The organism is Microbacterium sp. NPDC089987, from assembly GCF_044748505.1.
In the GTDB taxonomy this organism is placed as follows: domain Bacteria; phylum Actinomycetota; class Actinomycetes; order Actinomycetales; family Microbacteriaceae; genus Microbacterium.
In genome coordinates this window covers 990,839-1,017,727 of record NZ_JBIVGE010000002.1, presented here as the reverse complement: position 1 = coordinate 1,017,727, position 26,889 = coordinate 990,839, and the positions used below count along the sequence as shown (strand labels likewise).

Below are 26,889 nucleotides of genomic sequence, written 5' to 3'. Positions count from 1 at the left end.
GACAGAGCTACTTCTTGCCCTGCGCGGCGACGGCGGCAGCGCCGGCCGCAGCGGCCTCGGGGTCGAGGTAGCGGCTCGGACCGGTCGGCACGTTGTTCTCGTCGAGCTCGTACACCAGCGGGATGCCCGTGGGGATGTTCAGCTCGGCGATGTCATCGTCGCTGATACCCTCGAGGTGCTTGACCAGGCCGCGCAGCGAGTTGCCGTGCGCGGTGACCAGCACCGTCTTGCCGGCCTCGAGGTCGGGGACGATCGCGTCGTTCCAGTACGGCAGCAGACGGTCGATGACGAGTTTGAGCGACTCGGTGCGCGGAACCTCCCCATCGATGTCCGCGTAGCGGGCGTCGTGCACCTGGCTGAACTCGCTGTCATCGGCCAGCGCGGGCGGCGGGACGTCGAACGAACGGCGCCACAGCTGGAACTGCTCCGGACCGAACTCCTCGAGCGTCTGCGCCTTGTCCTTGCCCTGCAGCGCACCGTAGTGGCGCTCGTTGAGTCGCCACGAGCGCGTCACCGGAATCCACAGGCGGTCAGCCGCGTCGAGCGCGATGTTCGCCGTCTGGATCGCACGGCTCAGCAGCGACGTGTGCAGCACGTCGGGCAGCAGACCCGACTCGGCCAGCAGCTCGCCGCCGCGGCGAGCCTCCGCCTTGCCCTGGTCGGTCAGGCGGATGTCCACCCATCCCGTGAAGAGGTTGAGCTGGTTCCATTCGCTCTGGCCGTGACGCAGAAGAATCAGAGTGCGGGTCATGGATCCACTGTATCGATTCGGGGTGGGCGGGGCGGGCTGGGTGACGTGCGGCGGGCTGCGTGACGTTCCCCTCGCTCGCAGAGCGGGTGCCCCTCCCGCTTCGCGGGTCCCTCCCCGATGCTCGCTCCGGGAACGTCACTCCGCCCTCACCTCTGCGAGCGAGAGCATGAGCGGTGTGGAAGTGAGGAGTAGAGAGGGGAGAATGGAGGGATGGGAGCGTCACCGGTTGGGCAGCCGACGAGGGGGACGACGGGGACGAACCGGCTGCGGCGGAACGACCGGTGGATCGCGGCGTCGGCGGCGTTCCGCCGGGCATCCGACCCGCTCGTCGTCGACCTCGGGTACGGAGCCAGCGGGGTCACCGCGTTCGAGCTCGCGACCAGACTGCGCCGGGTGAGGACGGATGCCGAGGTGCTGGGCCTCGAGCTGGACCCGGGACGCGTGGCGACCGCACGCAGTCAGCTGGAGGACGTGCGCGCGGGCAGCACGCCGTTCGCTGCGGATCTCGCGGTGTCGTTCGCGCGCGGCGGGTTCGAGGTGCCGGTACCGGGTGGTCGACGGCCCGCGGTGATCCGAGCGATGAACGTGCTGCGGCAGTACGACGAGGGCGATGTCGCTGACGCGTGGCGCCAGGTCACGTCGCGACTCGCACCGGGCGGGATGCTCTTCGAGGGCACCTGTGACGAGATCGGCCGCATCGCCAGCTGGACCGATGTCACGAGCGAGGGAGAGCCGGTGGCGTTCACGATCTCGCTGCGGCTGACCGAGCTCGAGCATCCGGGAATCGTCGCCGAGCGCCTGCCGAAGGCGCTCATCCATCGCAACGTCCCCGGCGAGCGCGTCCACGATCTGCTCACCGCACTGGCTCGCGAATGGGAGCGTGCGGCTCCCCTGTCGACGTTCGGTCCGGTGCAGCGCTGGCTCGCCGTCGTCTCTGCGCTCAAGACGCAGGGCATCCCGGTGCGGGGCGACCGCCGGCGCTGGCGCCTCGGCGAGCTGACGGTGCCCTGGCACACCGTGGCCCCGCGCCCCTGATCAGACACCTCGCCGCTCTGATCGTCGAGAGCACGACATCTCGCCGAATGCACGGGGCTTTCGCGCGAATAACCCGTGCTCGCGACGACGTCCCGTGCTCTCGACGTATGGGCAGCGGGTCAGCGAGCGTGCCGCGGATCCTCGCCGGCGGGGCGGCGCGAGAGACGGGTCAGGCGCGGCACATCAGCGGTGGCACCCGCATCGGCGGGTACGATCACCTGCTGTGCGGCGGCGATCAGGGTCTCCCCCGTGCGCACGACCAGCTCGCCCACCGGCGCCCGGCGCGACAGCATCGCCAGGGCGATCGGGCCGTCCTCGTGATGCGTCGCAACCGACGTGATGTGGCCGACCTCGGCCTCGCCCGCCAGCACCGCATCACCGGGCGCGGGCATCACGACGTCGCTGCCGTCGAGCAGCAGCGCCGCCAGGCGACGCGGCGGATGCCCGAGGTTGTGCACCTTCGCGACCGTCTCCTGACCGCGGTAGCAGCCCTTGTTCAGGTGCACGGCGCTGCGGATCCAGTCGGCCTCGTGCGGGATGCTGCGGTCGTCGACCTCACGTGCCCAGCGCGGCCGCCAGGCCGCGATGCGCAGTGCCTCGGCGGCGAGCGCACCCGCGAACGGGCCAGTGAGGGAGTGCGCGTCATCGACGACGGCGATGCTCCAGCTGTAGTCCGCGGCGGGATGCCCGGCTTCGGCGGCGTACTGGTGCCCGCCGGGCTGCACGCGCGCCCATGGGTCGCGCCAGATGAGCGGCACGCCGTGCGGAGCGGATGCCGTGAGGCGCGCCTCGGCGGTGCCGCCGGCGAAGAACCCGGCCAGCGCCGCATCCGGTCGCAGCGTGACCGTGACGCGCGAGCGGAAGACCATGCGCTGCAGCCACGCGGTCAGCTTCTCGGCATCCCCCTCATCGGCGATCAGCCAGACGGACGAGCCGTCCTCGAGCGCGCCCGCAGCGTGCTCCACCCGGCCCTGCGGGTCGAGCACGAGCAGTTCCGTGCTGTCGCCGGCGCGCAGCCGCGCCACCGACTGCGAGGTGATCGAGTCCAGCCAGGTCAGCCGGTCGTCGCCCGACACCTCTATGAGCACGCGGTCCGTGAGCGGCGCGAGCGCCTCGCCGGATGCCAGGCGACGCTGCTCGATGAGCGGGCTGCCGAAGTGCGCGATCAGCTCGCCCTCGCGCACGGCGCCGGGAATGCCGTCGAACGTGGCCATGTCAGACCTTGGCCAGACGAGCCGACGCGTGGGACTTCAGCTTCTCGCCGAGAGCGGTGATGTCCCACGCCCAGAGCAGGTGAGCGTCAACCAGGCCGTACATGCGCGTGGCGGCCGAGTAGGCCTTCGTCCCGGCCGGGCGCACCACAGCATCCGTCGCGATGTCGATGCGGGGACCGGCGATGCGGCCCAGGTACAGCTCGAGCGTTCCGTCGGAGTGCGTCACCGAGACCTCCAGCGGGAACCCGTCGTCGGTGCGCAGCGCCTCGACGTCGTCGGCTGTCCGCGGCGTCGACTCAGCGGTGGGCGGAAGAAGAGCGGGTCCGGGATCGGCATCGGTGCGGGGACGCGCGAGGCGCCAGAAGCCCGTCTCGGCAAGCAGGTCGACGGGCTCGTCCGTGCCCTCGGCGCCGAGGAACGACGCGGATGCGGCGTAGTTCAGGAAGGCTCCACCATCGTGGCTGAAGCTCACGCGGTGCGAGAACTCACCCTGATAGCGCTGCTCGCCCGCGGTGTACTCGATGACGCCGGTGCCCTCCCAGACACCGAGCAGCCATGACAGCGGTGCGAGGTCAGCGGGAAGATCGGTGGGCAGCTCGATCACGACGGCGTCGGATCAGCGCTGGCCGCGGAACAGGTTGACGAGCACGACGCCGGAGACGAAGGCGATCGCGAGGCTCGCCAGCCCCAGCAGGCCGAGGAAGAAGAATTCGAGCGCGACGAGGTCCATGCGCCCACTCTACCCCTCCCCCTGACGACCGGACTGGAGAGAGACGGTGTCAGAGCGCGGAGGCGAGCGCCGCGATGCCGAAGACGCCGGAGACCGCACCCATGATCATCAGTGCACCCACGACGCTTCCCGCCGTGCGGACGATGAAGCCCTGGGCGCGACCGGAGGCGAGCTGAACGGCGAACGAGACGAGCACGATGCCGCCGAAGGCGATCAGCAGCCAGCCGACCCTGTCCTCCTCGGGAAGCACGAAGCCGAGGGTGACCGCGACCACCAGGGAGGCGATCCAGACCGCGATCATGCCGCGGAAGGCGCTGCGCGGGGCGAGGGCCGGTTCAGACATGGTGACATCGTAACGGCCGCACCTGCGGGCATCCGGAATGCCGCCGCCCGGCATCCCGTCATGTCAGAAGCGCCCGCCATTAGCATTGACGCGTGGTCCTCGTGCTGGCACTCACCTCCGCTCCCGAAGGGGACCCGGCACTGCCCGCGCTCGAGCTGCTGTCGCACCGCATCCGGCATCACCCGTTCGACGCCACCCGCCTTCTGGACCTGCCGGAGAGCGACGCCGTGATCATCGATGCACGCGGCGATCTCGCCGCCGCGCGGGCTGCGTGCCGGCTGCTGCGCACCGCCGGAGCCGAGACGCCGGTGCTGCTGGTCGTCACCGAAGGCGGGCTGAGCGCCATCGCCTCGGACTGGGGCTTCGACGACGTGCTGCTGTGCACCGCGGGTCCCGCGGAGGTCGACGCCCGGCTGCGACTCGCCCTGGCGCGGGTGGATGCCGCGGCTCCCGCTCACGTTCAAGCGTCGGGCATCACGATCGATGAGCAGTCGTACTCCGCCAAGCTGCACGGCAAGCCGCTGGATCTGACGTACAAGGAGTTCCAGCTGCTGCACTTCCTGGCGACCCACCCGTCTCGTGTCTTCACCCGGGAACAGCTGCTGAGCGACGTGTGGGGGTACGACTACTTCGGCGGCACGCGCACGGTCGACGTGCACGTGCGGCGACTGCGCGCCAAGCTCGGCGACGCCGAGCAGGTGATCGGCACTGTGCGCAACGTCGGCTACCGCTTCAATCTGCACGACGACGGTCAGGCCGGGGCGGGCTGAGTTCACTCATCCGTCACCGGCGGGTGCAAAGATGTACCCCATGATGGAACCCGCCCTTGTCGACACCGGCCTCGGGGATGCCGAAGACGACGACTTCGATGCGCACGAGGCTCCCGACGCGGTGCTCCCCGACCACCGCTACCACGACCGCGAGCTGAGCTGGCTGGCGTTCAACCAGCGCGTGCTCGAACTGGCTGAGGATCCGTCGCTGCCCGAGCTGGAGCGCGCGAACTTCCTCGCGATCTTCGCCAGCAACCTCGATGAGTTCTTCATGGTCAGGGTGGCCGGGCTCAAGCGCCGCATCCTCACCGGCCTCGCGGTGCCGACCAACGTCGGGCGCTCCCCGAGCGACGTGCTCGCCGACATCTCGCGCGATGCGCATGCTCTGCAGCTGCGCCACGCGGCCGCGTGGAACGACCTCGTGCGACCCGCGCTCGCGGACGCCGGGATCGAGATCACCGAGTGGAACGACCTCACCGACGCCGAACGCGGCGCGCTCGGAGAGTACTTCCAGGCCCAGGTCTTCCCCGTACTCATGCCTCTCGCCGTCGACCCCGCGCACCCGTTCCCGTACATCTCGGGTCTGTCGCTGAACCTCGCGATCCGCATCCGCAACGCCCGCACCGGGCGGCAGGACTTCGCGCGCCTCAAGGTGCCCACCATGCTCCCGCGCTTCGTCGAGGTGCCCGGCACGAGCCCCATCACCCGGTTCATCCGGCTGGAGGAGCTCATCGCCAATCACCTCGGCGACCTCTTCCCCGGCATGGAGGTGCTCGACCATCACGCGTTCCGCCTGACCCGCAACGAGGATGTCGAGATCGAGGAGGACGAGAGCGAGAACCTCATCCAGGCCCTCGAGGCCGAGCTGCTGCGGCGCCGGTTCGGGCCGCCGATCCGGCTGGAGATCACGGAGGACATGGACGAGGTGACTCTCGAGCTGCTGATCCGCGAGCTCGACATCACCGACCAGGAGGTCTATCGACTGCCTGGGCCGCTCGATCTTCGCGGGCTGTTCGATCTGGGGCGCCTCGACCGCCCCGATCTGCGCTACCCGCCGCACGTGCCGACGACGGCCGTGGCGTTCCAGCCGGGTGACAGCAACGAGCGCTCCGACATCTTCCGCGCGATCCGCAAGGCGGATGTGCTCGTGCACCACCCCTACGAGTCCTTCGCGACCAGCGTGCAGGCGTTCCTCGAGCAGGCCGCCCGCGACCGGCACGTGCTCGCCATCAAGCAGACGCTGTACCGCACCTCCGGAGACAGCCCGATCGTGCAGGCGCTCATCGACGCAGCCGAGTCGGGCAAGCAGGTGCTGGCGCTCGTCGAGGTGAAGGCGCGATTCGACGAGGCGAACAACATCGTCTGGGCGCGCAAGCTCGAGAAGGCCGGCGTGCACGTCGTGTACGGCCTGGTCGGGTTGAAGACCCACTGCAAGCTCGCTCTGGTGATCCGCGAGGAGGAGGGCGTGCTGCGCCACTACTCGCACATCGGCACGGGCAACTACAACCCGAAGACCAGCCGCATCTACGAGGACTTCGGACTGTTCACCGCCGACCCGCAGGTCGGCAAGGACCTGACCAGGCTGTTCAACGAGCTCAGCGGCTACGCGATCGAGAAGAAGTTCAAGCACCTGCTCGTCGCTCCGCGACACCTGCGCAAGGGGCTGCTGCGGCACATCGACGCGGAGCGCGCGAACGCCGAGGCGGGCAAGCCCGCGCGCATCCGCATCAAGGTCAACTCGATGGTCGACGAGGAGATCATCGACGGGCTGTACCGGGCCAGCATGGCCGGGGTGAAGGTCGACGTGTGGGTGCGCGGCATCTGCAGCCTGAGGGTGGACCTGCCGGGTGTGAGCGACAACATCACCGTGCGCAGCATCCTCGGCCGCTACCTCGAGCACTCCCGGCTGTTCATGTTCGAGAACGACGGCGACCCGATCGTGTACATCGGCAGCGCCGACATGATGCACCGCAACCTCGACCGCCGCGTCGAGGCGCTTGTGCGGCTGCGCGACCCCGCGCACCTGCAGGAGCTGCACGACCTGTTCGACCTGGCGATGGACCCGCAGACCAACTCGTGGCATCTGAGCGAGGGCGGTGAATGGAAGCGGGTCTCCGAGGTCGACGGACAGCCCCTCGTCGACCTGCAGGATCTGACGATGGCGAGCGTGCAGAGCCGCCGACGACGCAGCAAGCGCACGATCCGATGACTGACTCGGCGGTCTACGCGGCCGGCGCGATCGTCTGGCGGATGGTCGACGACAAGCTGAAGGTGCTGCTGATCCATCGCACGAAGTACCGCGATGTGACGCTGCCGAAGGGCAAGGTCGACCCCGGCGAGATGCTCGCCGAGACCGCGGTGCGCGAGGTGCGCGAGGAGACGGGCATCCAGGTCTCGCTCGGAGTGCCGGTCGGCGTCAGCAAGTACTGGATGCGCCCGAAGCGGCAGAAGGTCGTGCACTACTGGGCGGCCGAGGCCACCGACGACGCGATCCGCGCCTCGTCGTTCGTGCCGAACGGCGAGATCTCCGGCGTCGAGTGGGTGAGCCTGAAGAAGGCGCGCAAGCACCTGAGCTACCCCGTCGACGTCGAGATCCTCGACAACTTCATCCGGCTCGTCGACGACGGCGTGCTGCGCACCTTCCCCATCATCACCCTGAGGCACGCCAAGGCCGTGGCCCGCTCGGACTGGCATGAGGCGGATGCCGCTCGCCCGCTCACCGACAAGGGCCTGCGACAGGCCAAGGCCATCGTCGGTCCGCTGCGCGCATTCGGCGTGCGGCGCATCGTCAGCAGCGACGCGGTGCGGTGCACGCAGACGGTCGCGCCGCTGGAGCGCAAGCTGGGCAGGATGGCTCGCCTGACCCCGAAGCTCAGTCAGGATGCGTGGGATGCCGACGCCGCCGACGTGCGCTCCGTGATCGGACGGCGCGTGCGCTCGCGCAAGGCGACGGTGCTGTGCAGCCACGGGCCGGTGCTTCCCGGCATCCTGTCGGAGCTCGCGCTCGCCACCGGAACCGTTCCCGGCTCGTACATCGACAGCGCCAGCGCCCTGAACGTCGCGGCGTTCTCGGTCGTGCACCTGTCCGCCACCAATCCCGGCTCGGGGATCATCTCGATCGAGACCCACGAGCCGAAGATCTGACGCCGTCCACCCGAGGGCGCGGTGCGACTGGCCGCCCCTCGTTCACCTCCCGTTCACCTCTCGGGGAGAGTCTCGTTAACCGGCGCTCCTAACGTCACTGTGTGCCCTGCACCGGGCCATACACATTCCCCGATCGAACGGACCCACAGTGAAGATCACCCGCATCGCTCGTCTCAGCGCCGTCGGCGCTGTCGCCGCCCTCGCACTCGCCGGCTGCGCCGCGAACGAAGCCCCCGCCTCCGAGAGCACCGACGGCTCCGCCGCGTCGAAGCTCGAGGGCACGTTGAAGGCCACCGGCGCCTCGTCGCAGGGTTCGGCGCAGGAGGCCTGGGTCGCCGCGTTCCAGACCGCCAACAGCGGCGTCACCATCAACTACGAGCCCACAGGGTCCGGCACCGGACGCGAGAACTTCATCGCCGGCGCGAGCGACTTCATCGGCTCGGACCGCGCGTTCAAGCTCGAGGAGCTCGGCGACGGGTTCAAGACCTGCTCGTCGGAGAACATCATCGAGGTGCCGCTGTACATCTCGCCCGTCGCCGTCGCGTTCAACCTCGAGGGCATCGACGAGCTCAACCTCGACGCCAAGACGATCGCCGGCATCTTCGCCGGCACGATCACCAACTGGAACGACAACGCGATCGCCACGCAGAACGAGGGCGTGAAGCTGCCCGACCTGGCGATCTCGCCCGTGCACCGCTCGGACGACTCGGGCACCACCGAGACCTTCACCGCCTACCTCAACGCCACCGCTCCGGATGTGTGGACCGACGAGGCCGACGGCGTGTGGCCGCTGCAGGGCGGCGAAGCCGCTCAGGGCACCTCCGGCGTCGTGCAGGCGATCAAGGCGGGCAACGGCGCGATCGGCTACGCAGACGCCTCGCAGACCAAGGAGCTCGGCCAGGTCAAGGTCGGCGTCGACGGCGAGTACGTCGCGTACTCGGCCGAGGCCGCCGCCGCGCTGGTCGAGGCATCGCCGCTCGAGGAGGGTCGCGGAGACGCCGACCTCGTCTTCGACGTCGACCCGGCTGCCGCTCCGGCAGGCGCCTACCCGATCGCCCTGGTCAGCTACCTGATCGCGTGCGAGCAGTACGAGGACGAGAACACGGCCGAGCTCGTGAAGACGTACTTCGAGTACGTCGCGAGCGAGGAGGGCCAGGAGGCTGCAGCGGACAACGCCGGCAGCGCGCCGATCTCCGACGGGCTGCGCGAGAAGGTCCTCGCCGCCATCGACACGATCAAGGTCGGCTGACCCATCACCACCGGCTGACAACGGTGCCCCCGCGTCCGATCCGGCGCGGGGGCACCGGAGGGTCAGCCCGCACGCATCTCGACCCGGAACGGAGACCATGAGCACGACGACCAGGCAGGCACCGCCTGCCCCGATCAGAGCCAAGCAGCGCCTCGGCGACCGGGTGTTCTCCGGCAGCGCCCTCGGCGCCGGCATCATCATCCTCGTCGTGCTCGCCGCGGTGGCCGCGTTCCTCATCATCCAGAGCCTGCCGGCCTTCGCCCCCGACACCAGCGACAACCACATCCTCGAGGGTCGCTCGTTCTGGGAGTACGTCGGGCCGCTCGCCTTCGGCACGGTCTGGGCGTCGTTCCTGGCCCTGCTGATGGCGACGCCGATCGCGATCGGCATCGCACTGTTCATCTCGCATTACGCGCCCCGTCGCCTAGCCGGCCTGCTGGGCTACGTCATCGACCTCCTCGCCGCGGTGCCCTCGGTCGTCTTCGGCCTCTGGGGCGGGCTGGTGCTCGCGCCCCTGCTGCAGCCCGTGTACGCCTGGCTCAACGACAACGCCGGCTGGATCCCGATCTTCGGCGGCCAGGTCTCGTCGACGGGCAAGACGATCATGACCGCGGCCGTCGTGCTCGCCGTCATGGTCATCCCGATCATGACCGCCATCTGCCGCGAGATCTTCCTGCAGACGCCGAAGCTGCACGAGGAGGCCGCCCTCGCACTCGGCGCCACGCGCTGGGAGATGGTGCGGATGGCCGTGCTGCCCTTCGCGCGCGGCGGCATGGTCTCAGCCGTCATGCTCGCGCTCGGGCGCGCCCTCGGCGAGACGATGGCCGTGACCATGGTGCTCTCCCCCGCGGCCGTCTACAGCCTCCTCGTGCTCACCGCCACCAACCCCACCCCGATCCCCGCGAACATCGCGCTCGCCTTCCCCGAGGCGCACGACACGGGCGTCAACACGCTCATCGCCACGGGTCTGGTGCTGTTCGTCGTGACCTTCGCGGTCAACGCGCTGGCCCGCTGGATCGTCGCGCGTCGCGCCGAGTTCTCCGGAGCGAACTGACATGACCACGACTCTGGAGCGAACCGAGATGACCACGCTCAGCGCCGCACGCGCCTCGTCCTCGCTCACCGCCGGACGGCTGGCGCCGTGGGCACCGTGGGCTCTGCTCGGGGCATCCCTCGCCACCTCCTTCACCGTCTTCGCCCTCGGCGCCATCGGCGGCGACCCGGCCGACTTCAACATCGCCGGTGCCGTCATCGTGGGCGTGCTGCTGTACATGGTGCTCATCACGGTCGTCTCCTCGATCGCCGAGAGCCGCCGCAAGGCCGTCGACCGGCTCATGACGGCGCTCGTGAGCGCGGCGTTCGTCGTCGCGCTGCTGCCGCTCATCTCGCTGCTGTGGACCGTCGTCACCAACGGCATCGGCCGTCTCGACGCGGAGTTCTTCAGCTACTCGATGCGCAACGTGGTCGGCGAGGGCGGCGGCATCGTGCACGCTGTCTGGGGCACGGTGCTCGTCACGCTCACCGCGACGCTGATCGCGGTGCCGGTCGGCCTGATGACGTCGATCTACCTCGTCGAGTACGGCCGGGGCCGCATCGCCAAGGGCATCACCTTCCTCGTCGACGTGATGACGGGCATCCCGTCGATCGTCGCGGGTCTGTTCATCTACTCCGTCTTCGCGCTGCTCGTGCGGCCGGGCATCTCGATGGGACTGATGGGCGCTCTGGCCCTGGCGGTGCTGATGGTGCCCGTGGTCGTACGCGGCAGCGAGGAGCTGCTGCGCATCGTGCCGAACGAGCTGCGCGAGGCGTCGTACGCGCTGGGCGTGCCGAAGTGGCTGACGATCCTGAAGATCGTGCTGCCCACCTCGATCGCCGGAATCACCACCTCGGTGATGCTCGCGATCTCGCGCGTGATCGGCGAGACCGCTCCGCTGCTGCTGACCGCAGGCTTCACCGCCAGCCTCAACACGAACCTCGTGAGCGGTCAGATGATGACGCTGCCGGTGTTCGTCTACAACTCGTACATGAACCAGGGCACTGCGGCGGACGCCTCGGTCGCCCGCGCCTGGGCCGGCGCGCTCACCCTGATCCTCATCGTCATGCTGCTGAACCTGCTCGCGCGCCTGATCGCCAAGTGGTTCGCCCCGAAGACCGCCGGCCGCTGAGTCGCACCCGAACCCGAAGGAACCCGATATGTCCAAGAGCATCGAAGTCAACGACCTCAACGTCTACTACGGCGACTTCCTCGCCGTGGAGGGCGTCTCCCTCGAGATCCAGCCGCGCAGCGTGACCGCGTTCATCGGCCCGTCGGGCTGCGGCAAGTCCACGTTCCTGCGCACCCTGAACCGCATGCACGAGGTCATCCCCGGCGCGCGCGTCGAGGGCGAGGTGCTGCTCGACGGGAAGGACCTGTACGGCGCGGGCGTCGACCCGGTGCTCGTGCGCCGCCAGGTGGGCATGGTGTTCCAGCGCCCGAACCCGTTCCCGACCATGTCGATCAAGGAGAACGTGCTGGCGGGGGTCAAGCTCAACAACGGCAAGATGTCGAAGAGCGATCAGGATGCCCTGGTCGAGAAGTCGCTGATGGGCGCGAACCTGTGGAACGAGGTCAAGGACCGGCTCGACAAGCCCGGCTCCGGCCTCTCGGGTGGTCAGCAGCAGCGTCTGTGCATCGCCCGCGCGATCGCCGTGTCGCCCGAGGTGCTGCTGATGGATGAGCCGTGCTCGGCGCTCGACCCCATCTCGACGTTCGCGATCGAGGAGCTCATCCAGGACCTGAAGAACGACTACACGATCGTCATCGTGACGCACAACATGCAGCAGGCATCGCGTGTGAGCGACAAGACCGCGTTCTTCAACATCGCCGGCACGGGCAAGCCGGGCAAGCTGATCGAGTTCGACGACACGGCCACGATCTTCACCACCCCTGCCGTGCAGGCCACGGAGGACTACGTGTCCGGCCGCTTCGGCTGACCGCTCCTGTGACGCGCAGAGGCCCCGGCGACTGGTCGTCGGGGCCTCTGCGCTGCAGTCGGCTCTCACATACCGGGAGCCTTGTCCGTGATCTCGTCGGGCGCGGGCGTCTCGATCGAGACGTCCTCGCCCCACTTGCTGAAGTCCATGGTTATGGCGCTGCCGGCCAGATCCGTCACCATCCGACGCGGCAGGTCGTCGTCGCCCGCGAAGATCACATACTCGATGGTGTCGCCGATACCCGCCTCAGCCGGGATCTCGAGCTCCTGCGCTTCGAAGAGCTTCTTCGAGTCGAGGACCAGCGTGTACTTCGTCGTCTTGACGCCGTCGATCGTCTCGGCGTCCTCCTCGGCCGTGAAGTCCTTGAGCGCGGTCTTGAAGGTCGACATCTGCTTGCCGAGGTTCGCCTGGTCGAGCGAGCCGTTCAGCTGCTCCGTGATCGGGTTTCCGGCCTCGCTGGAGGGCTGGTAGAACTTGCCGCCCGTGAGCTCGCCCATGTTCAGGTACATCTCGCCGTCGACGAGGCGCAGCTCCATGCCGCCGGGCATCGACATGGCCATCCTCGTCTTGCGGGGGTCGGCATCGACGACCATGTCACCGCTGGACTCGATCTTCTGCCCGGAGACCTCCATCGTCTGAGCGAAGTGCGTGGACCCCGCTTCGATCTGGGCGTCGTTGATGCGCTGGGCGAAGTCATCGGCGGTCATCGTCGCTGACGGCTTGGCCTGCTTCTGCGACTCTGTCTGAGACTGCGAGCCCTTGGAGTCGGATGCCTTGTCTGCGCCTGAATCGCAGGCGGTCAGGCCTACTCCTGCGACGAGAGCGATGGCAGTGGTCGCGAGTGCGCGTTTCCAGATGGTGATCATGCCCCTTACGATACCGAGCACCGAACCGTCGGCTCAGCGCGGGGAGAGCAGATAGGCGTTGAACTCGGCGGTCAGGTCGGGGTCGGATGCCAGGGGCGCGCCGTCGACGGCGGTGATGGGCGCGGCGAGGCGGATGCTCGACACGAGCCAGGCGGCATCGGCCTTCGTCAGATCGGAGGCGGACAGGATCTCGTAGCGGGTGGTGAGACCGCGGGACTCCAGATGCTCGAACACGCTGAGCTGCGTGGTCCCATGCAGGATACCTCCCGCGGGCGCCGGGGTGAGGAACTCCCCGGCCACGCGGATGATCAGCGATGCGGTCGGCGCTTCGAGCACGTACCCGTCGCGGGTGACGAAGATCGCGTCGTCGGCGCCACGCCGCTTGGCCTCGCGCAGCGCAGCCATGTTCACCGCGTACGACAGGGTCTTCGCGCCGAGCAGCAGCCACGGCGCCCGCTCCCCCGCGCCGAGGTCGTATCCCCGGTCGAGCGTGACGACCTTCACTCCGTCGCGCCGCACCTTGGTGAAGTCGTGCGCCGCTGACACCGTCGCCCACGCCGTCGGGGCCGGCCCGTGCTCGACGCCGCGACTGAGGATGAGCTTGATCACAGCCTCGCCCACGGGAGCCTGCGCGGCGACGACCGCGATCGCCTGACGCCACTGGGCGAGGTTCGGCGCGGGCAGATCGCACAGATGCGCGGAGTGCGCGAGCCGCTGCACGTGCGCCTCGACCTCGTTCGCGTGCCCGTCGACGACGCCGATCGACTCGAACACGCCGTCACCGCGCTGCGTGCTGAGCTCCCCCACGCTGAGCGCCGGTGCGGCGACATCCATCGGCGTGAACGTGTCGGCGAAGTCCGCACGGCCGTCGGCGGCGTCGGCGGGGGCGATCATGAGGGCGAAGCGCTGGGACATGTGCACAGCCTAGAGGCGACGGGAATACCCGTGCCGATGACGCGTTACACTTGATCGGCCGGGCCGCATAACCCCGGGCTCCAATATTCGCCGCTGCGAGCGGCCTTCCGCCGAGAGGCGTTCTTGCGGTCCGGCTTTTCTTCTGCCCTCGCGGCCTCGGCATCCGCCGTCGGAGACAGCAGACGATCGACGGCACGCGCTTCCTCAGCGTCAGGTGAGCATGCCGCGGCGCCATGCGGCAGCGGCGGCCGCGAGGTCCTCGGCGTAGGTCGTCAACCGCAGCGCCCGGCGGGTGAGATCGCTCGCCCGCTGCGGCTCGGTCGGCTCGTAGTCGTCTGCCGTGTGGGTGGCGCCGGATGCCTGCACCCGGCAGTACGCGGCAGCGCGCTCGAGCGCCACAGAGAAGTCGCCTCGGAACACTCCGCGCAGAATGGCGTCGACGAGATCGACGAGCTCGCCGGGGTCGGCGGGAGCCGGAGCGCCCGCGATCGCCGCATCGGCCGTGTGCAGCTCGACGCGTCCTCGCTCGTAGAGCAGCGCGGTCAACGGCGCGTCAGAGCGGATCGCGATCTGCAGCAGGTACAGCCGCCACAGCGCTCCCGGCAGCGAACGCGCGGGCGCGTGCGACCAGAGTTCGGCGATCTCGTCGATGCCGTGCTCCGAGGCGAAGGCGAGAAGACGCTCGGTGATGACGCCTGACTCGTCGCTGCGTGCGCGCTCGAGAAGAGCGGATGCCGTGGCGTGAGCGACACGTGACTGCTCGGCCGGATCGGCCTCGCCGACGATGTTGTCGAATGCCGTGGGCGGCCTGCGGACAGGGCGGTGGAACTGCTCGGGCATCCATCAAGGGTACGCCCGCTGTGCGGCTTTCGGGCCGGCGATCCACGCGATCAGGTCTGGTCTTCCCTGCCGGAACGTGTCAGACTGGGCGCGTCATTTGTTAGGCGTGTTGCCTAATTGATGCTGCAGTCGCCATCCGCAATCGAAGGAGCTTGTGTGAAGTACCGCTACCCCGCCCTCGCCGCCGCCGGCCTCATCGCCGGCAGCCTGCTGGTCGCCACGCCGGCGACCGCATCCGAGGAGTCGGCCACCCCGACCACGACCATCAACGGCTATCGCAGCGTCGGCTACTACGGCCAGTGGCGCGCGAACGGAGAGGCCGGCGCGACGATCAAGCGCCTCTTCGTCGACACGCCGGCCGGCGAGAACCTGACGCATCTGAACTACGCATTCGGCAACATCGCCGGATCTCAGGAGGCCATCGACGCCGCCGCAGCCGCCGGCACGAAGGGGCTCGACGGCGTCCAGCCCTACACCTGCTTCATCTCCGACGGGGTTGCTCCGGCCCCCGGCCAGACCGAGACGGCGGGCGACGCCGACAGCGACTTCCTGCACCGCTACACCGCCGCGGAGTCCGTGCTCGGCATCGCGGACTCCGCCACCCAGCCGCTGGCCGGCAACTTCAACCAGCTGCGGCAGCTGAAGCGGCTCTACCCCGACCTGAAGGTGCTCGCGTCACTGGGTGGCTGGTCGTGGTCGAAGTCCTTCTCGGCCGCGACGGCGACGCCCGAGCTGCGCGAGGGGCTGGCCGAGTCATGCATCGATCTGTACATCCGCGGCAACCTCCCCCAGATCGACGGACGCGGCGGCGCCGGGTCGGCAGCGGGGATCTTCGACGGGTTCGACCTCGACTGGGAGTGGCCGGGCGCTCCGGACTGGTCTCAGGAGGTCGGGAACACGGTCGACCCGGTCAACGACAGGGCGAACTTCCTCGCCTTCGTGCAGGAGCTGCGCGATCAGCTCGATGCACTCGAGCCGGAGACCGGCGACGACTACGAGCTCAGCGCGTTCGTGCCGGCGAGCCCGACCGTCATCTCCGCAGGTGGCTGGAGCGACCCTGCGCTGTGGGAGCTGCTGGACTTCGGCAACCTGCAGGGGTACGACCTGTGGGGCTCCTGGTCGGCAGAGACCGGTCACCAGGGCAACATCCACGGCACACCCGAGCACAACTGGGGTCTCGGGGTTGACTCGATCGTCGCGAGCTACGTGTCGGCCGGTGTCGATCCTTCTCAGCTGAACCTGGGTCTGGCCGCGTACGGGCAGGGGTGGAGCAACGCGCAGCCCGAGCCGTGGACTCCCGCGACCGCAGGTCACGGCCAGCTCTCGTGGGACGAGCTCTCGTCGCGGGATCTCGAGTACCACCACGAGTACACCGCTGATGGAGCGTTCGACGCGACCTGGGCGTACGACGCCGCACGCAAGGAGTTCTGGTCGCTCGATGACCCGACCGCCGCAGCCGAGAAGGCACGTTGGGCGGTCGCCAACGGGCTGGGTGGCGTGGACTACTGGGACATCGGCCAGGACGTCGACGGCGACCTGTCGATCGCTGCGGCTGATGTGCTGCGCGCTGCTGCCCCCGGCCCTGTGGCGGGGAAGGCCCCGCTGCTGTGCGGAGCGCAGAGCGACGCCGCGCCGTGGAACGCCACCGCGACGTATCGCAACGGAGACCTGGTCTTCATCGACGGCAAGGTGTTCCAGGCGCAGTGGTACGCGAAGGGCTCCGAGCCCGGTTCGTCGACGACCGGTCCGTGGGCCACGCTGACCGCGTGCGGTGTGGATGCGGATGCTGTGCAGCAGTGGTTCAGCGACACGATCTACACGAAGGGCGACCAGGTCGAGTACAAGGGCAAGACCTACACCGCGAAGTGGTGGACTCGCGGCGAGGCGCCCGGATCCGCCTGGGGACCGTGGTCCTGAGGATCACCGCACCCGCGTGACGCGCACATCGCCGGGCAGCTCATCGAGAGCTGCCCGGCGATGTGCGTTGCGGCGTCAGGGCATCCGGCGTCGACCGCTCAGGCGGTCGGGATGACGATGATCGGGTCGGTCGTCGGTGAACCCGACGGCGATCCTCCGGCCTCCTCGACCGTCACCGCGATGACATCGCCGGCCTGCATGGGCACATCCAGCAGAGCCGTCGCCGTGCCGTCGTCAGCATCGAAGACGCCGGCGGCGATGGGCTGATCACCACGGACGAACCACAGCTCGTAGCTCTTGTCGGTGCCGAGATCGTCGAGTCCGGATGCCACGAGCACGGCCTTGCCGACCTCACCCGACCAGTGCGCGGTCGCGGTGGCGCCGGAGTCGAGCTGCACCTTCGCCTGCTCGGCATCCGGGGCGGAGCGGATCTCGTCGAGCGCGACGACGGATGCCGGTCGCTGCAGCTGCGAGACGACGGTCGTCGTCGCCACACCGGCCCCGACGATCAGCGCGAGTCCCGCGGCGAGCGCGAAGATCCTGCGTCGCCACGGCGCTCCGGCGGGCGCCGGGGCGGCGAGGTCCCGGGTTCCCGCCTCCGCAGCGGCAGTGGCATCCGGAGATGCCGGAGCCTCCCCATCGTCCTGCGGCAGGTCGGCGATCCGCTGCAGCAGGGCCGAGCGCAGCGCGGGCGGCGGCGCGACCGGTGAGAGTCCGTCGGCGAGGATCGCGACGGTGTCGTGGTCGTCGTCGGCGATGGCCTGCCACTCGGGATGCTCGGCGAGCGCTGCGGCGAACCGGCGCTCGTCGGCGTCGGTCAGCGCGCCGAGGGCGTGGGCGGCCGCGAGCTCCGCGAATTCCTGCTCGTTCATGCTGCTGACACCCCCATCTCCCCGCGCAACCGCGTCAATCCATCCCGCATTCTCGTCTTGATCGTTCCCAGTGCCACTCCCGTGAGAGCCGCGATCTCACTCTGGCTGTAGCCGCCGTAGTAAGCCAGGATGAGCGCTTCCTGCTGCGCTTCGGGCAGGGCCGCGAGAGCGGCGACCACACGCTCGCCTTCCAGCTTCGATTCGACCGCCTCCTGCACCACGTCCCGTTCGCCGCCGAGGTCGCGCACGCCGACGCGCATGTCGCGATCGGTGCTGGACTGCGACGAACGCACCCGGTCGACGGCCCGGCGGTGTGCGATCGTGAAGATCCAGGAGCGGCCCTGACCTCTGTTCGGAGCGAACCGCGAAGCGGATTGCCAGATCTCGAGGAAGACCTCCTGCAGCACCTCCTCGCTCTGCGAGCGATTCACCACGACTTTGAGGATGAGGGCGAACACGCGCGAAGAGAGCAGGTCGTAGAGCTCTGCGAACGCCCGCTGATCGCCGTCGGCGACGCGGATGAGGAGGTCGGCGGCGAGATCGCCGGACGACCCGTCCTCGAGCACCTCGACGCCATCGATAACCATCTCGACAAGCATGCCTCATCCCCCCTCTCGTGCATGGACGCCACTCGCCGATTCTTCGGTTCGGAAAATCGAATCGGATTGATTCCCATCCGATCGCGGAGGGGTTCCGAACAACCATCGACGCCGCGGGAGGTCCGCGGCACGGAACCCCGGAGGTTGAAATGCTCAGCACCAAGAAGAAGATCACCGCCGCTCTCTCGCTCGGTTTCGTCGGCGCCCTCGTCCTGTCGGGCTGCACGATGGGAGACGAGTCGAACATGGAGTCGTCGGAGCCGAAGCCGGCCGAGACGTCCGAGATGTCCGACGCCCCCGAGACCATGGACCCGGCCGCGAACCTCGTCGGCGCCGGCTGCGAGGCGTATGCCGAGCAGGTGCCGGACGGCGACGGCTCGATCGAGGGCATGTCGATGGACCCGGTCGCGACGGCGGCATCGAACAACCCGATGCTCAAGACGCTGACGGCCGCGGTCAGCGGACAGCTGAACCCCGACGTGAACCTCGTCGACACGCTCAACGGCGACGAGTTCACCGTCTTCGCACCGGTGGACGACGCCTTCGCCAAGATCGACGCAGCGACGATCGAGGGCCTGAAGACCGACGCCGACACGCTCACGTCGATCCTGACCTACCACGTCGTCCCCGGGCAGATCTCGCCGGCCGACATCGAGGGCATGCACAAGACCGTGCAGGGCGCCGAGCTCGAGGCCAGCGGCTCGGGCGACGAGTGGATGGTGAACGACGCGAACGTCATCTGCGGCGGCGTGCAGACCGCCAACGCCACCGTCTACCTCATCGACTCGGTCCTGATGCCGCCGGCTCAGTGACCAAGCGGACACCGTGCAGGAGTGACGCGGTGAGATCAGCCCGGTGGGGATCCGCAAGCTGATCAGAGGCGCCCGTCGACGAGGAATCGACGGGCGCCTCTTCGTGTGCGCGGTCTCATAGGCCCGCGCTTTGAGTCCCCGTGGTGATGTCCGATGCCTTGGCTACTGTCATCCGCAACGGAAGGACTCTGCATGACCGCTCAAGAGGTGCCCCCGGGGAATTCCGACATCCCGACCCACCGGTTAAAAGCCGGTTGCTCTGCCTCTGAGCTACGGGGGCAGATGCCGACTGAAAAGCGTTGCGGCACCTGTCAGAAGTCTAAACCACTCACCGATTTCAACCGGAAGTCAGCACGACCGGACGGCCTCCAGGAAGTCTGCCGAGAGTGCAACCGCGCATCGTCCAGAAAGTACTACCGCGAGAACCGAAAACATCACATCCGCGTGATCGCGAAGGAGATCGCGAAGTGCGACGTGCACTGTCGTAACTGCCACGCCATCGCCACATACGGGCGCATGCCTCGTACGTGGCGAACGGACGCGCTCAGGCGACCGTCTGTGCCCGACGAAGAAGGATCAGCTGAATGATCCATTCGAAGACGAGCCAGATCCAGCCGACCAGCCAGAAGAAGCCGCAGATCAGGGCGAGCACCATCGAGACCTGAGCCGCGGGTGCGGATTCCGTCATGCCCGACAGCACGGTCATCGCTGACTCGGAGCGGCCGTCGTCGCCTCCGTCCAACAGGAAGAAGCCGACCCCGAGCACCCCGATGGAGGTGACCCACGAGGCGACGATGGCGCGCCACCCGCCGTCTGCATGACGCAGCACGCCCCTCCTGCGCAGCAGGGCGCTTGCGGCGATCACGACCTGGATCACGTACCCGGGCAGCAGCAGCCAGCTGCTCCAGATCACCAGCACCAGCATCCATCCCGGGTAGACGAGCTTCGCCGCAAGAGCCACGAGCGGGAAGAGGATGAGGGCAAGACCGGCGAGTCCCGGGGCCGCTCCTGACACTCGCGAGTTCATATGCCGATTGTCACATGCGGCGACCAGCGGGCTCGCGAACCGATGTGGGAGGATGCCAACGCGCTCCGCGCCGAGAGACGCTCATCGAGCGAGAGGACGACGAATGACAGCCATCGACGACGCACTGGCCCAGGTGGACAGCTGGCCGGTCGATAACGCCGCGGCGGTCGTCATCGGCGCCGACGGCGGCACCGTCGCCTCGAGAGGCGATCTCGATCGCGTGTACCGCCTGGCATCCGTCACGAAGCCGCTCACCGCCTACGCGGCGCTCGTCGCCGTCGAGGAGGGCGTCTTCGACCTCGATGACCCCGCGGGTCCTCCCGGCTCGACGGTGCGGCACCTGCTCGCCCACGCCTCCGGCCTCGACTTCTCGGAAGACAAGGTGCGCGCCGAGCCCGGCAGTCGCCGCATCTACTCCAACCGCGGCTTCGACGTGCTCGCGCAGACGCTCGCAGAGCGTGCCGAGATCCCCTTCGCCACCTACATCGACGAGGCCGTCTTCGCGCCGCTCGGCATGACGTCGGCGAAGCTGACAGGATCCGCCGGCGCGGGCGCCGAGTCCACCGCTGCTGACCTCGCGCGCTTCGCCGCGGAACTTCAGCGTCCCCAGCTGCTGGCGCCGCAGACCCGGGCCCTGGCGACGACCGTCGCGTTCCCCGGGCTCGACGGCGTGCTCCCCGGCTACGGCGTGCAGCGGCCCAACGACTGGGGGCTGGGATTCGAGCTGCGCGACGGCAAGTCTCCGCACTGGACGTCGGCCTCGAACTCCCCCGAGACCTTCGGCCACTTCGGGCAGAGCGGCACGTTCCTCTGGGTCGACCCGCAGGCGCAGGCAGCCTGTGTCGCTCTCGCCGATCGGGACTTCGGGCAGTGGGCGATCGAGGCCTGGCCGCCGCTGTCGGATGCCGTGCTGGCCGCCCTTCGCGGCTGACCCGGCCTGCCGCTCAGCGCGGGACGTCCACCACCCGCTGCACCCCCGTGCCGACCGCCGCCACCGCTCCGGCCGACAGAGCGGCGACCTCGGCCTGCAGAACCGGCACAGTGGCCGCGGGTGCCCACACCTCGAACTCCGCCGAGCCCGCGTAGGTGGTCTCACCGAGCACCGCCCCGGTGCGTGCCGTCCAGTCGCGCAGCAGGTGGTCGAAGCGCCCGGCATCCGCATGGGGAGCAGTCACCCGCACCTGATCCAGCACGCGCCGGTCGAGCAGGGCCGCCAGATCCAGCGCCTCGGAGACCGCGGACGAGTACGCGCGCACGAGTCCGCCGGCTCCCAGCTTGATGCCCCCGAAGTAGCGCGTCACCACAGCGACGACGTCCGTCAGCTCTCGCCGCCGCAGCACCTCGAGCATCGGGATCCCGGCCGTCCCCGACGGCTCGCCGTCATCGGACGACCGCGCCCGCTCGCCGTGCAGCCCGGTCATCTGCGCGCTGCAGTTGTGCCTGGCATCCCAATATCGCTTCTTCACGGCGGCGATCACGGCGTCGGCCCCCTCCGGCGAATCGACCGGAGCCACCGACGTCAGGAACCGCGATTTGCGGATCACCAGCTCGTGCTCGACGGGGGCGGCGATCGTCGCGGGCAGCGGGTGCGACGACACGGACATCTCTCCAGCGTAGGCACCCGTCTGCGTACCACGCGTCGCCGTGCCTCGCCATCCCCTGCCGAGATGCGCGCGCCCGTCGCAGAGTGGCATCCCATCCCCGATCGAAAGGACGCATCATGACGAGCATCTCCGACGCGAAGGTCGCCTTCCTCGCGACGAACGGCTTCGAAGACAGCGAGCTGACCGAGCCGTGGAAGGCCGTGACCGATGCAGGCGGCGCGGCGACCATGGTGTCGCCGGAGTCCGGCGAGATCACCGGGAAGAACGGCCACGCGCAGACCGTCGACCTCGCCGCATCCTCCGCCTCGGCCGACGACTTCGACGCGCTGGTGCTGCCCGGCGGCGTCGTGAACTCCGACCATCTGCGCATGGACCGCGACTCGATCGACCTCGCGCGCGCATTCTTCGAGCAGCACAAGCCGGTCGGGGTGATCTGCCATGGCGCGTGGATCCTGATCGAGGCGCGCGTCGTCGACGGCCGCACGATCACCAGCTACCCCAGCCTGGCGACCGACCTGCGCAATGCGGGAGCGAACTGGGTCGACGAGGAGGTCGTCGTCGATGCCGGCCTGGTCTCCAGCCGCACGCCCGATGACCTGCCGGCGTTCTGTGCGAAGGTGGTCGAGGAGATCGGCGAGGGCAAGCACCGCGAGCAGCACGCCTGATCTCCCGCTCCGCACTTCAGTTGCGCTTCAGGATCCAGCCGACAGACTGTGAGCATGCGGATCCTGCTCGTCGACGACGAAGTGCGTCTCGCCGACGGCATCCGGCGCGGACTCGAAGCCGAGGGCATGGTCGTCGACGTCGCGAACAACGGCGTCGACGGCCTTGCCAGCGCGCGCGACGAGGACTACGACGCGATCGTGCTCGATGTGATGATGCCGGGCATGAGCGGGTACCGACTCTGCCAGGCGCTGCGCGCTGAAGGCGATTGGACGCCGGTGCTCTTCCTCACCGCGAAGGACGGCGAGTGGGACGAGGTCGAGGGCCTCGACACCGGCGGCGACGACTGGCTGACCAAGCCCTTCTCGTACCCCGTGCTCGTCGCCCGCCTCCGGGCACTCGTGCGTCGCGGTGGACGTGAGCGCCCCGCAGTGCTCGAGGCGGGCGACCTGCGCCTCGACCCCGCCGCGCGTCGCGTCTTCCGCGACGACACCGAGATCTCACTCACTGCACGGGAGCTCGCGGTGCTCGACTTCCTGATGCGTCGCCGCGACGAGGTGGTCACCAAGGCCGAGATCATCGCGAACGTGTGGGGAGCCGATTTCGACGGCGACGCGAACATCGTCGAGGTCTACATCGGGCACCTCCGCGCGAAAGTGGATCGCCCGTTCGGACGGGAGAGCATCCAGACCGTCCGCGGCGCCGGCTATCGCCTGGCCGGGAGGGATGCCAGGGCATGACCTCGCCACTGCGCTCCATCCGCTCGCGCCTGACGATCGGCGCGCTGGCCGTCGTGGCCATCGCCCTGATCGCCGGTTCGTTCGCCGCGGTGCAGGTGCTGAGGGCCACGCTGACAGAGAGCGTCGCCGCGGCCGTTCAGCAGGACGTCGACACGATCTCGGCGCAGTTGGAGCGCGGCCCCGGGCGCGTGGATGCCATCGATGACGACGTTCTCGTGCTGCTGCAGGGCCCCGGCGATGACCACGACGGCGAGCGCGATGACGACGACAGCGGAGCGCCGGGCGCCGATCAGGTGAACGATGAGGATGCCCGCGCCCTCCCCGTCCTGCGCAACGACCACGTGCAGCGCGTCGAGGTCGACGGCGAGTCCTACCTCGCGGCCGGCGAGGAGACCGAGCGCGGCACGCTCACCGTCGCCCGCCCGCTCGACGGCGTCGACGAGGCGGTGTCGGCGTCGGCCGCCCTGCTGGCCGTCGCCGTGCCGCTCGTGCTCGGCCTCGTCGGCCTGGTCATGTGGGTGGTCGCCACCCGCGCGCTCGCTCCCGTGGAACGGCTGCGTCGGCAGGTGGACGCGATCGACGCGACCGGTCTCGACCGGCGGGTGGATGCCACCCGCGACGACGAGCTGGGGGCGCTGGCGCACACCATGAACCGGATGCTGGATCGCCTGGAGCAGTCGCAGATCACGCAGCGTCGGTTCGTCAGCGACGCGTCGCACGAGCTGCGCTCGCCTCTGGCGACCATCCGTCAGCACGCCGAGCTGGCGACAGCGCATCCCGAGGCGAGCTCGCTGCCGGCCCTGAGCCGCGTCGTGCTCGACGAGGGCGAGCGGATGCAGGAGCTCGTCGAGGGTCTGCTGCTGCTCGCCCGGCTCGACGAGGGCCGCGACGCCCCCACGGCGCCGACCGACGTCGACGACATCGCCCTCGCCGAGGTGCAGCGGCTGCGCGGGATGGGAATCAGCGTCGACGCGCGCGGAATCGGCCCCGGCCGGGTCGTGGGCAGCGCAGCGCTGCTGGCTCGTGCGGCGCGGAACCTCGTCGACAACGCTGCGCGCCACGCGCGCGAGCAGGTGGCCATCCGGGTGTTCGAGCAGGGCGACAGAGTGCTGCTGCAGGTCGAGGACGACGGAACGGGCATCCCCGCCGCAGAGCGCGAGCGCATCTTCGACCGCTTCGTGCGCCTCGATGAAGCGCGGGCGAGGGATGCCGGGGGCAGCGGCCTCGGGCTCGCCATCGTGCGGGAGATCGCTCTGGCGCACGGGGGAACCGTCACAGCATCCGACGGCACCTCCGGAGGGGCGCTGATGACTCTCTCCCTTCCTCGCTCCGCCGAAGCCTGAAGACGTCTTCAGGTGGCTTCAGGAACGCTTCACCCCGTGCGGAGCACAGTGGAGACATGGACAACGACGAGAACACTCCCGCCTCCTCCGACGACCGCGCCGGCCGGGACGCGACGCACCCCGACAGTGCCGGTGCCGACGCTCCCACTGAGCGCCTCGACGACGCCACTGCGCCCGCTCGCGCCGACTCATCCACGCCTGACACTGCGCCGGCCGCGGAGAACCACGTGGGCGGCCGGAGCCGCAACCGCAGGATCCTGATCGGCGCCGGTGCCGCTGTCGCGCTGCTCGCCTTCGGCGGCGGCGCCTTCGCGATCGGCACGGCCGTGGCCGACGATGACGACGACGATCGGCCTGGCATCCACGCACCGGGCTCTCGGGACGGAGACGCGCGCGGCGGCCAGCCGGGACACGGCCCCGGCGGCGACCGTGAGGACGACCGTGACGAACGACCCGGCGACGCCGGCGCGGCGTCCGCTCCGGCCGATGCCGGCGCGCTGCGCGCGGCCGCGGAGGCGGCCATCGAGCACTCCTCCGCCGAGGGCATCACCTCGATCGAGATCGAGCGCGGCGGGTACGACATCGATGCGCGACTCTCCGACGGCAGCGAGGTCGACCTGTTCGTCACACCCGAGGGCTCGGTGCGCGAGCGCGGCGGCGACGAGGCGAATGACGATGACGACGATCCGCTGATCGATCTGGCTCAGCTCGGTGACATCCTCGCCGCGGCGCAGTCGGCCGCGACCGACGCGGGGGCGACCGAGACAGCGTTCCACGCGCTGTCGACGAGCAGCTCGGGCGCCGTCTACGAGGTCGAGCTGCGCGGCGGCGACCGCAGCGAGGTGGAGGTCGAGCTCGACGCCGATCTCGGCGTCGTGCAGGTGGACATCGACAGCTGAGTCGAACATCTCCCAGAGCCGGGGCCGGTGCATCCGACCCCGGCTCTGTCACGCGCAGGCGGAGCGCTCTGTCAGCGCAGGCGGAGTCAGGCGGGTGCGGTCAGCTGCGCCAGCCTCCGCACGGTGTTGCGGTTGCGACCCGTGCCCGCTGTCCCCAGCGCACGATCCAGCACCGCTCGGGTGAGCTTGGTCGAGGCGACGCCGCCCTGACCGTAATCGATCCACAGCTCGCGCCCGAGGAGCGCGATGCGCTCGCCCGGCTGCAGCCGAGGGGTGAGCTGCTGGAGGGCACCGGGAGCGGCCTCAGCCTCGAGGAACATCGCGTGCACCATCTTGTCGAGAGCCGCGTCGGGGAACGGGTCGTCGCGCTGGGCGCGTGCGAGCTCTGCGTGCGTGCGGGCGATCACCGGGGTGTCGACGCCGAAACCTTCGGCGACGAGCGCACGCACGTCTGCGCACGCACGGGCGAGATCATCCGGCGCATCGCAGACGATGTTGCCGCTGGCGATGTAGGTCGTCACGTTGTGCAGGCCGCTGCGCTCGGACAGCAGCGACCTCAGCTCGGCCATCGGCACCCGGTTCGCGCCCGAGACGTTCACCGCCCTCAGCAGCAGCGCGCAGCGGTCGGTCATCGGCTGACCGGGGCGAGCACGGCGCCGGCGTGCGCGAGCTGGGCGAGCGCCGCCTCGCTCGCCTCCACGGCCACGCCCGCGACGAGATCGGTGAGCACCCGCACCCGGATGCCATGGGCGATCGCATCCAGTGCGGAAGCCCGCACGCAGTGATCGGTGGCGATGCCGACCACGTCGGCGTCGGTCACGCCGTGGGCGGTGAGGATCTCGGCCGTCCGCTCCCCACTCTCGGTCACGCCCTCGAACATGGAGTAGGCCGGGATGCCCTGCCCCTTGCGCACGTGGTGCGTGACCGCCGTCGTGTCGAGCAGCGGATCGTAGTCGGCGCCCTCGGTGCCCGCGATGCAGTGCACAGGCCAGGTGTCGATGTAGTCGGGCTGTGCGGAGATGTGTCCGCCGTTGTCGCTCTCGGCGTCGTGCCAGTCACGCGACGCGACGATGACGTCATAGTCGGTGGCGCGCTCAGCCAGCAGCGCCGAGATCCTCGACGCGACGGCGTCACCACCCGCGACCGCGAGCGCACCGCCCTCGGTGAAGTCGTTCTGCACATCCACGATGAGAAGAGCCCTGGTCATGCGACGAGCGTACGTGTCGGAGAGGTGCGCCGGTGCCCCGCATCGTCGCGATCGGCCCGGCATTTGACTTGCCTCGGCCGATTGCTACCTTGGAGAAGCGGGCCGGACACGCTCGCAGCGCTGCCGCCCGGTCACGAGCGCCCGCCTGGATGAGGACCTGAGGTCCGCCCCTGGGTGCGCCACGACGAACCGCCTGCGTCGTGAGCAGCGCCCGTTCTCTCCGGCTCGCGCGGAGGCTTCTGCCTTCCGCGCACGCGCGCATCACTCCTCGGCGGGAGCGACATCCGCGCGCGTGCCCACCGAGTGAAGGAACCGTATGCCGGCCAGTATCCGTTTCACCCCCGCACCCTCCGCCCGTCTGCGCAGCGGCCCACTC

At 69.4% G+C, this 26,889-nt stretch carries 28 protein-coding genes and 1 tRNA gene; 15 read left to right on the top strand and 14 right to left on the bottom strand.

The genetic code is table 11. The annotated features are described in order from the left end of the window. Window positions 1-7: 7 nt before the first annotated feature. Window positions 8-751, bottom strand: coding sequence for a phosphoglyceromutase (locus ACIPV2_RS12590; protein ID WP_400841710.1), 744 nt, complete (start codon window positions 749-751; stop codon window positions 8-10). Between the two features lie 210 nt (window positions 752-961). Between ACIPV2_RS12590 and ACIPV2_RS12585 the strand changes: the two genes are divergently transcribed. Then, on the top strand, window positions 962-1,786 hold the full coding sequence (locus tag ACIPV2_RS12585) for a class I SAM-dependent methyltransferase (RefSeq protein WP_400841708.1): 825 nt from the start codon (window positions 962-964) through the stop codon (window positions 1,784-1,786). A gap of 119 nt (window positions 1,787-1,905) precedes the next feature. Here the strand turns inward: ACIPV2_RS12585 and ACIPV2_RS12580 are convergent, their stop codons facing one another. From ACIPV2_RS12580 to ACIPV2_RS12570, 3 genes are all read right to left on the bottom strand, one after another. Beyond that, window positions 1,906-3,000: a YgfZ/GcvT domain-containing protein gene (locus ACIPV2_RS12580; protein ID WP_400841706.1), complete on the bottom strand. Its 1,095-nt coding sequence runs from the start codon at window positions 2,998-3,000 to the stop codon at window positions 1,906-1,908. A 1-nt stretch (window position 3,001) separates the two neighbouring features. Further along, the gene (locus ACIPV2_RS12575; RefSeq protein ID WP_400841704.1) at window positions 3,002-3,604 is read right to left on the bottom strand and encodes an FABP family protein; all 603 of its coding nucleotides are present in this window, start codon (window positions 3,602-3,604) and stop codon (window positions 3,002-3,004) included. 175 nt (window positions 3,605-3,779) lie between these two features. Beyond that, complete coding sequence (locus tag ACIPV2_RS12570) at window positions 3,780-4,073, bottom strand: hypothetical protein (protein WP_101188604.1); 294 nt, start codon at window positions 4,071-4,073, stop codon at window positions 3,780-3,782. A gap of 92 nt (window positions 4,074-4,165) precedes the next feature. Here ACIPV2_RS12570 and ACIPV2_RS12565 point away from each other — a divergent pair, with 92 nt between their 5' ends. The 7 genes from ACIPV2_RS12565 to pstB all read left to right on the top strand — a co-directional run bounded on the left by ACIPV2_RS12565 (window position 4,166) and on the right by pstB (window position 12,209). Beyond that, entirely contained in the window at window positions 4,166-4,843 is a 678-nt protein-coding gene (locus ACIPV2_RS12565) for a winged helix-turn-helix domain-containing protein (protein ID WP_400841702.1), read from the top strand. A 40-nt stretch (window positions 4,844-4,883) separates the two neighbouring features. After that, window positions 4,884-7,052, top strand: a complete 2,169-nt coding sequence (locus ACIPV2_RS12560; protein ID WP_400841700.1) for an RNA degradosome polyphosphate kinase — start codon at window positions 4,884-4,886, stop codon at window positions 7,050-7,052. Further along, window positions 7,049-7,987: an NUDIX domain-containing protein gene (locus tag ACIPV2_RS12555; protein WP_400841698.1), complete on the top strand. Its 939-nt coding sequence runs from the start codon at window positions 7,049-7,051 to the stop codon at window positions 7,985-7,987. Before ACIPV2_RS12560 ends, ACIPV2_RS12555 begins: the two co-directional genes overlap by 4 nt. A 148-nt stretch (window positions 7,988-8,135) precedes the next feature. Further along, on the top strand, window positions 8,136-9,236 hold the full coding sequence (locus ACIPV2_RS12550) for a phosphate ABC transporter substrate-binding protein PstS (protein WP_400841696.1): 1,101 nt from the start codon (window positions 8,136-8,138) through the stop codon (window positions 9,234-9,236). Window positions 9,237-9,333: 97 nt separating this feature from the next. Further along, a complete protein-coding gene (pstC, locus tag ACIPV2_RS12545) occupies window positions 9,334-10,290 on the top strand; it encodes a phosphate ABC transporter permease subunit PstC (RefSeq protein ID WP_400841694.1) in 957 nt (318 codons plus the stop codon). A gap of 1 nt (window position 10,291) precedes the next feature. Beyond that, window positions 10,292-11,401, top strand: a complete 1,110-nt coding sequence (gene pstA / locus ACIPV2_RS12540; RefSeq protein ID WP_400841692.1) for a phosphate ABC transporter permease PstA — start codon at window positions 10,292-10,294, stop codon at window positions 11,399-11,401. Between the two features lie 28 nt (window positions 11,402-11,429). Beyond that, window positions 11,430-12,209: a phosphate ABC transporter ATP-binding protein PstB gene (pstB, locus tag ACIPV2_RS12535; protein WP_101188599.1), complete on the top strand. Its 780-nt coding sequence runs from the start codon at window positions 11,430-11,432 to the stop codon at window positions 12,207-12,209. Between the two features lie 65 nt (window positions 12,210-12,274). Here pstB and ACIPV2_RS12530 read toward each other — a convergent pair whose 3' ends face one another. From ACIPV2_RS12530 to ACIPV2_RS12520, 3 genes are all read right to left on the bottom strand, one after another. Then, window positions 12,275-13,075, bottom strand: coding sequence for a hypothetical protein (locus ACIPV2_RS12530; RefSeq protein ID WP_400841689.1), 801 nt, complete (start codon window positions 13,073-13,075; stop codon window positions 12,275-12,277). Between the two features lie 33 nt (window positions 13,076-13,108). Beyond that, entirely contained in the window at window positions 13,109-13,990 is an 882-nt protein-coding gene (locus ACIPV2_RS12525; RefSeq protein WP_400841687.1) for an aminodeoxychorismate lyase, read from the bottom strand. A 210-nt stretch (window positions 13,991-14,200) separates the two neighbouring features. Continuing rightward, window positions 14,201-14,830 carry a DNA-directed RNA polymerase subunit beta gene (locus ACIPV2_RS12520; RefSeq protein WP_101188596.1) on the bottom strand — a complete coding sequence of 210 codons (630 nt, stop codon included), beginning with the start codon at window positions 14,828-14,830 and terminating at the stop codon, window positions 14,201-14,203. Between the two features lie 156 nt (window positions 14,831-14,986). Here ACIPV2_RS12520 and ACIPV2_RS12515 point away from each other — a divergent pair, with 156 nt between their 5' ends. Next, window positions 14,987-16,747, top strand: coding sequence for a glycosyl hydrolase family 18 protein (locus ACIPV2_RS12515; protein WP_400841685.1), 1,761 nt, complete (start codon window positions 14,987-14,989; stop codon window positions 16,745-16,747). A gap of 98 nt (window positions 16,748-16,845) precedes the next feature. Here ACIPV2_RS12515 and ACIPV2_RS12510 read toward each other — a convergent pair whose 3' ends face one another. Both ACIPV2_RS12510 and sigK read right to left on the bottom strand, forming a co-directional pair. After that, the gene (locus ACIPV2_RS12510; RefSeq protein ID WP_400841683.1) at window positions 16,846-17,619 is read right to left on the bottom strand and encodes an anti-sigma factor domain-containing protein; all 774 of its coding nucleotides are present in this window, start codon (window positions 17,617-17,619) and stop codon (window positions 16,846-16,848) included. Next, the gene (sigK, locus tag ACIPV2_RS12505) at window positions 17,616-18,206 is read right to left on the bottom strand and encodes an ECF RNA polymerase sigma factor SigK (RefSeq protein WP_400841681.1); all 591 of its coding nucleotides are present in this window, start codon (window positions 18,204-18,206) and stop codon (window positions 17,616-17,618) included. The genes ACIPV2_RS12510 and sigK overlap by 4 nt, the downstream gene beginning before the upstream one ends. Before the next feature lie 161 nt (window positions 18,207-18,367). Between sigK and ACIPV2_RS12500 the strand changes: the two genes are divergently transcribed. Next, window positions 18,368-19,030, top strand: coding sequence for a fasciclin domain-containing protein (locus ACIPV2_RS12500; RefSeq protein ID WP_400841679.1), 663 nt, complete (start codon window positions 18,368-18,370; stop codon window positions 19,028-19,030). Between the two features lie 208 nt (window positions 19,031-19,238). Here the strand turns inward: ACIPV2_RS12500 and ACIPV2_RS12495 are convergent. Then, a tRNA-Lys gene (locus tag ACIPV2_RS12495) sits at window positions 19,239-19,310 on the bottom strand. A 264-nt stretch (window positions 19,311-19,574) separates the two neighbouring features. Then, complete coding sequence (locus ACIPV2_RS12490; RefSeq protein ID WP_400841677.1) at window positions 19,575-20,057, bottom strand: hypothetical protein; 483 nt, start codon at window positions 20,055-20,057, stop codon at window positions 19,575-19,577. 103 nt (window positions 20,058-20,160) lie between these two features. Here ACIPV2_RS12490 and ACIPV2_RS12485 point away from each other — a divergent pair, with 103 nt between their 5' ends. Then, the gene (locus ACIPV2_RS12485; protein ID WP_400841675.1) at window positions 20,161-20,988 is read left to right on the top strand and encodes a serine hydrolase domain-containing protein; all 828 of its coding nucleotides are present in this window, start codon (window positions 20,161-20,163) and stop codon (window positions 20,986-20,988) included. A gap of 13 nt (window positions 20,989-21,001) precedes the next feature. On the opposite strand, the gene ACIPV2_RS12480 is transcribed toward ACIPV2_RS12485, so the two are convergent. Further along, complete coding sequence (locus ACIPV2_RS12480; protein ID WP_400841673.1) at window positions 21,002-21,661, bottom strand: IMPACT family protein; 660 nt, start codon at window positions 21,659-21,661, stop codon at window positions 21,002-21,004. A gap of 116 nt (window positions 21,662-21,777) precedes the next feature. Here ACIPV2_RS12480 and ACIPV2_RS12475 point away from each other — a divergent pair, with 116 nt between their 5' ends. From ACIPV2_RS12475 to ACIPV2_RS12460, 4 genes are read left to right on the top strand one after another with little or no spacing between them, the layout of a single operon-like run. Beyond that, entirely contained in the window at window positions 21,778-22,326 is a 549-nt protein-coding gene (locus ACIPV2_RS12475) for a type 1 glutamine amidotransferase domain-containing protein (protein WP_400841671.1), read from the top strand. Window positions 22,327-22,380: 54 nt separating this feature from the next. Then, complete coding sequence (locus ACIPV2_RS12470) at window positions 22,381-23,064, top strand: response regulator transcription factor (RefSeq protein ID WP_101188587.1); 684 nt, start codon at window positions 22,381-22,383, stop codon at window positions 23,062-23,064. Continuing rightward, entirely contained in the window at window positions 23,061-24,407 is a 1,347-nt protein-coding gene (locus ACIPV2_RS12465) for a sensor histidine kinase (protein WP_400841668.1), read from the top strand. The genes ACIPV2_RS12470 and ACIPV2_RS12465 overlap by 4 nt, the downstream gene beginning before the upstream one ends. Window positions 24,408-24,463: 56 nt before the next feature. Then, window positions 24,464-25,306: a hypothetical protein gene (locus tag ACIPV2_RS12460; RefSeq protein ID WP_400841666.1), complete on the top strand. Its 843-nt coding sequence runs from the start codon at window positions 24,464-24,466 to the stop codon at window positions 25,304-25,306. Between the two features lie 86 nt (window positions 25,307-25,392). Here the strand turns inward: ACIPV2_RS12460 and ACIPV2_RS12455 are convergent, their stop codons facing one another. Continuing rightward, window positions 25,393-25,938, bottom strand: coding sequence for a DUF1697 domain-containing protein (locus ACIPV2_RS12455; protein WP_400841665.1), 546 nt, complete (start codon window positions 25,936-25,938; stop codon window positions 25,393-25,395). Continuing rightward, complete coding sequence (locus ACIPV2_RS12450) at window positions 25,935-26,513, bottom strand: isochorismatase family protein (protein WP_400841663.1); 579 nt, start codon at window positions 26,511-26,513, stop codon at window positions 25,935-25,937. Before ACIPV2_RS12450 ends, ACIPV2_RS12455 begins: the two co-directional genes overlap by 4 nt. Window positions 26,514-26,889: the final 376 nt, after the last annotated feature.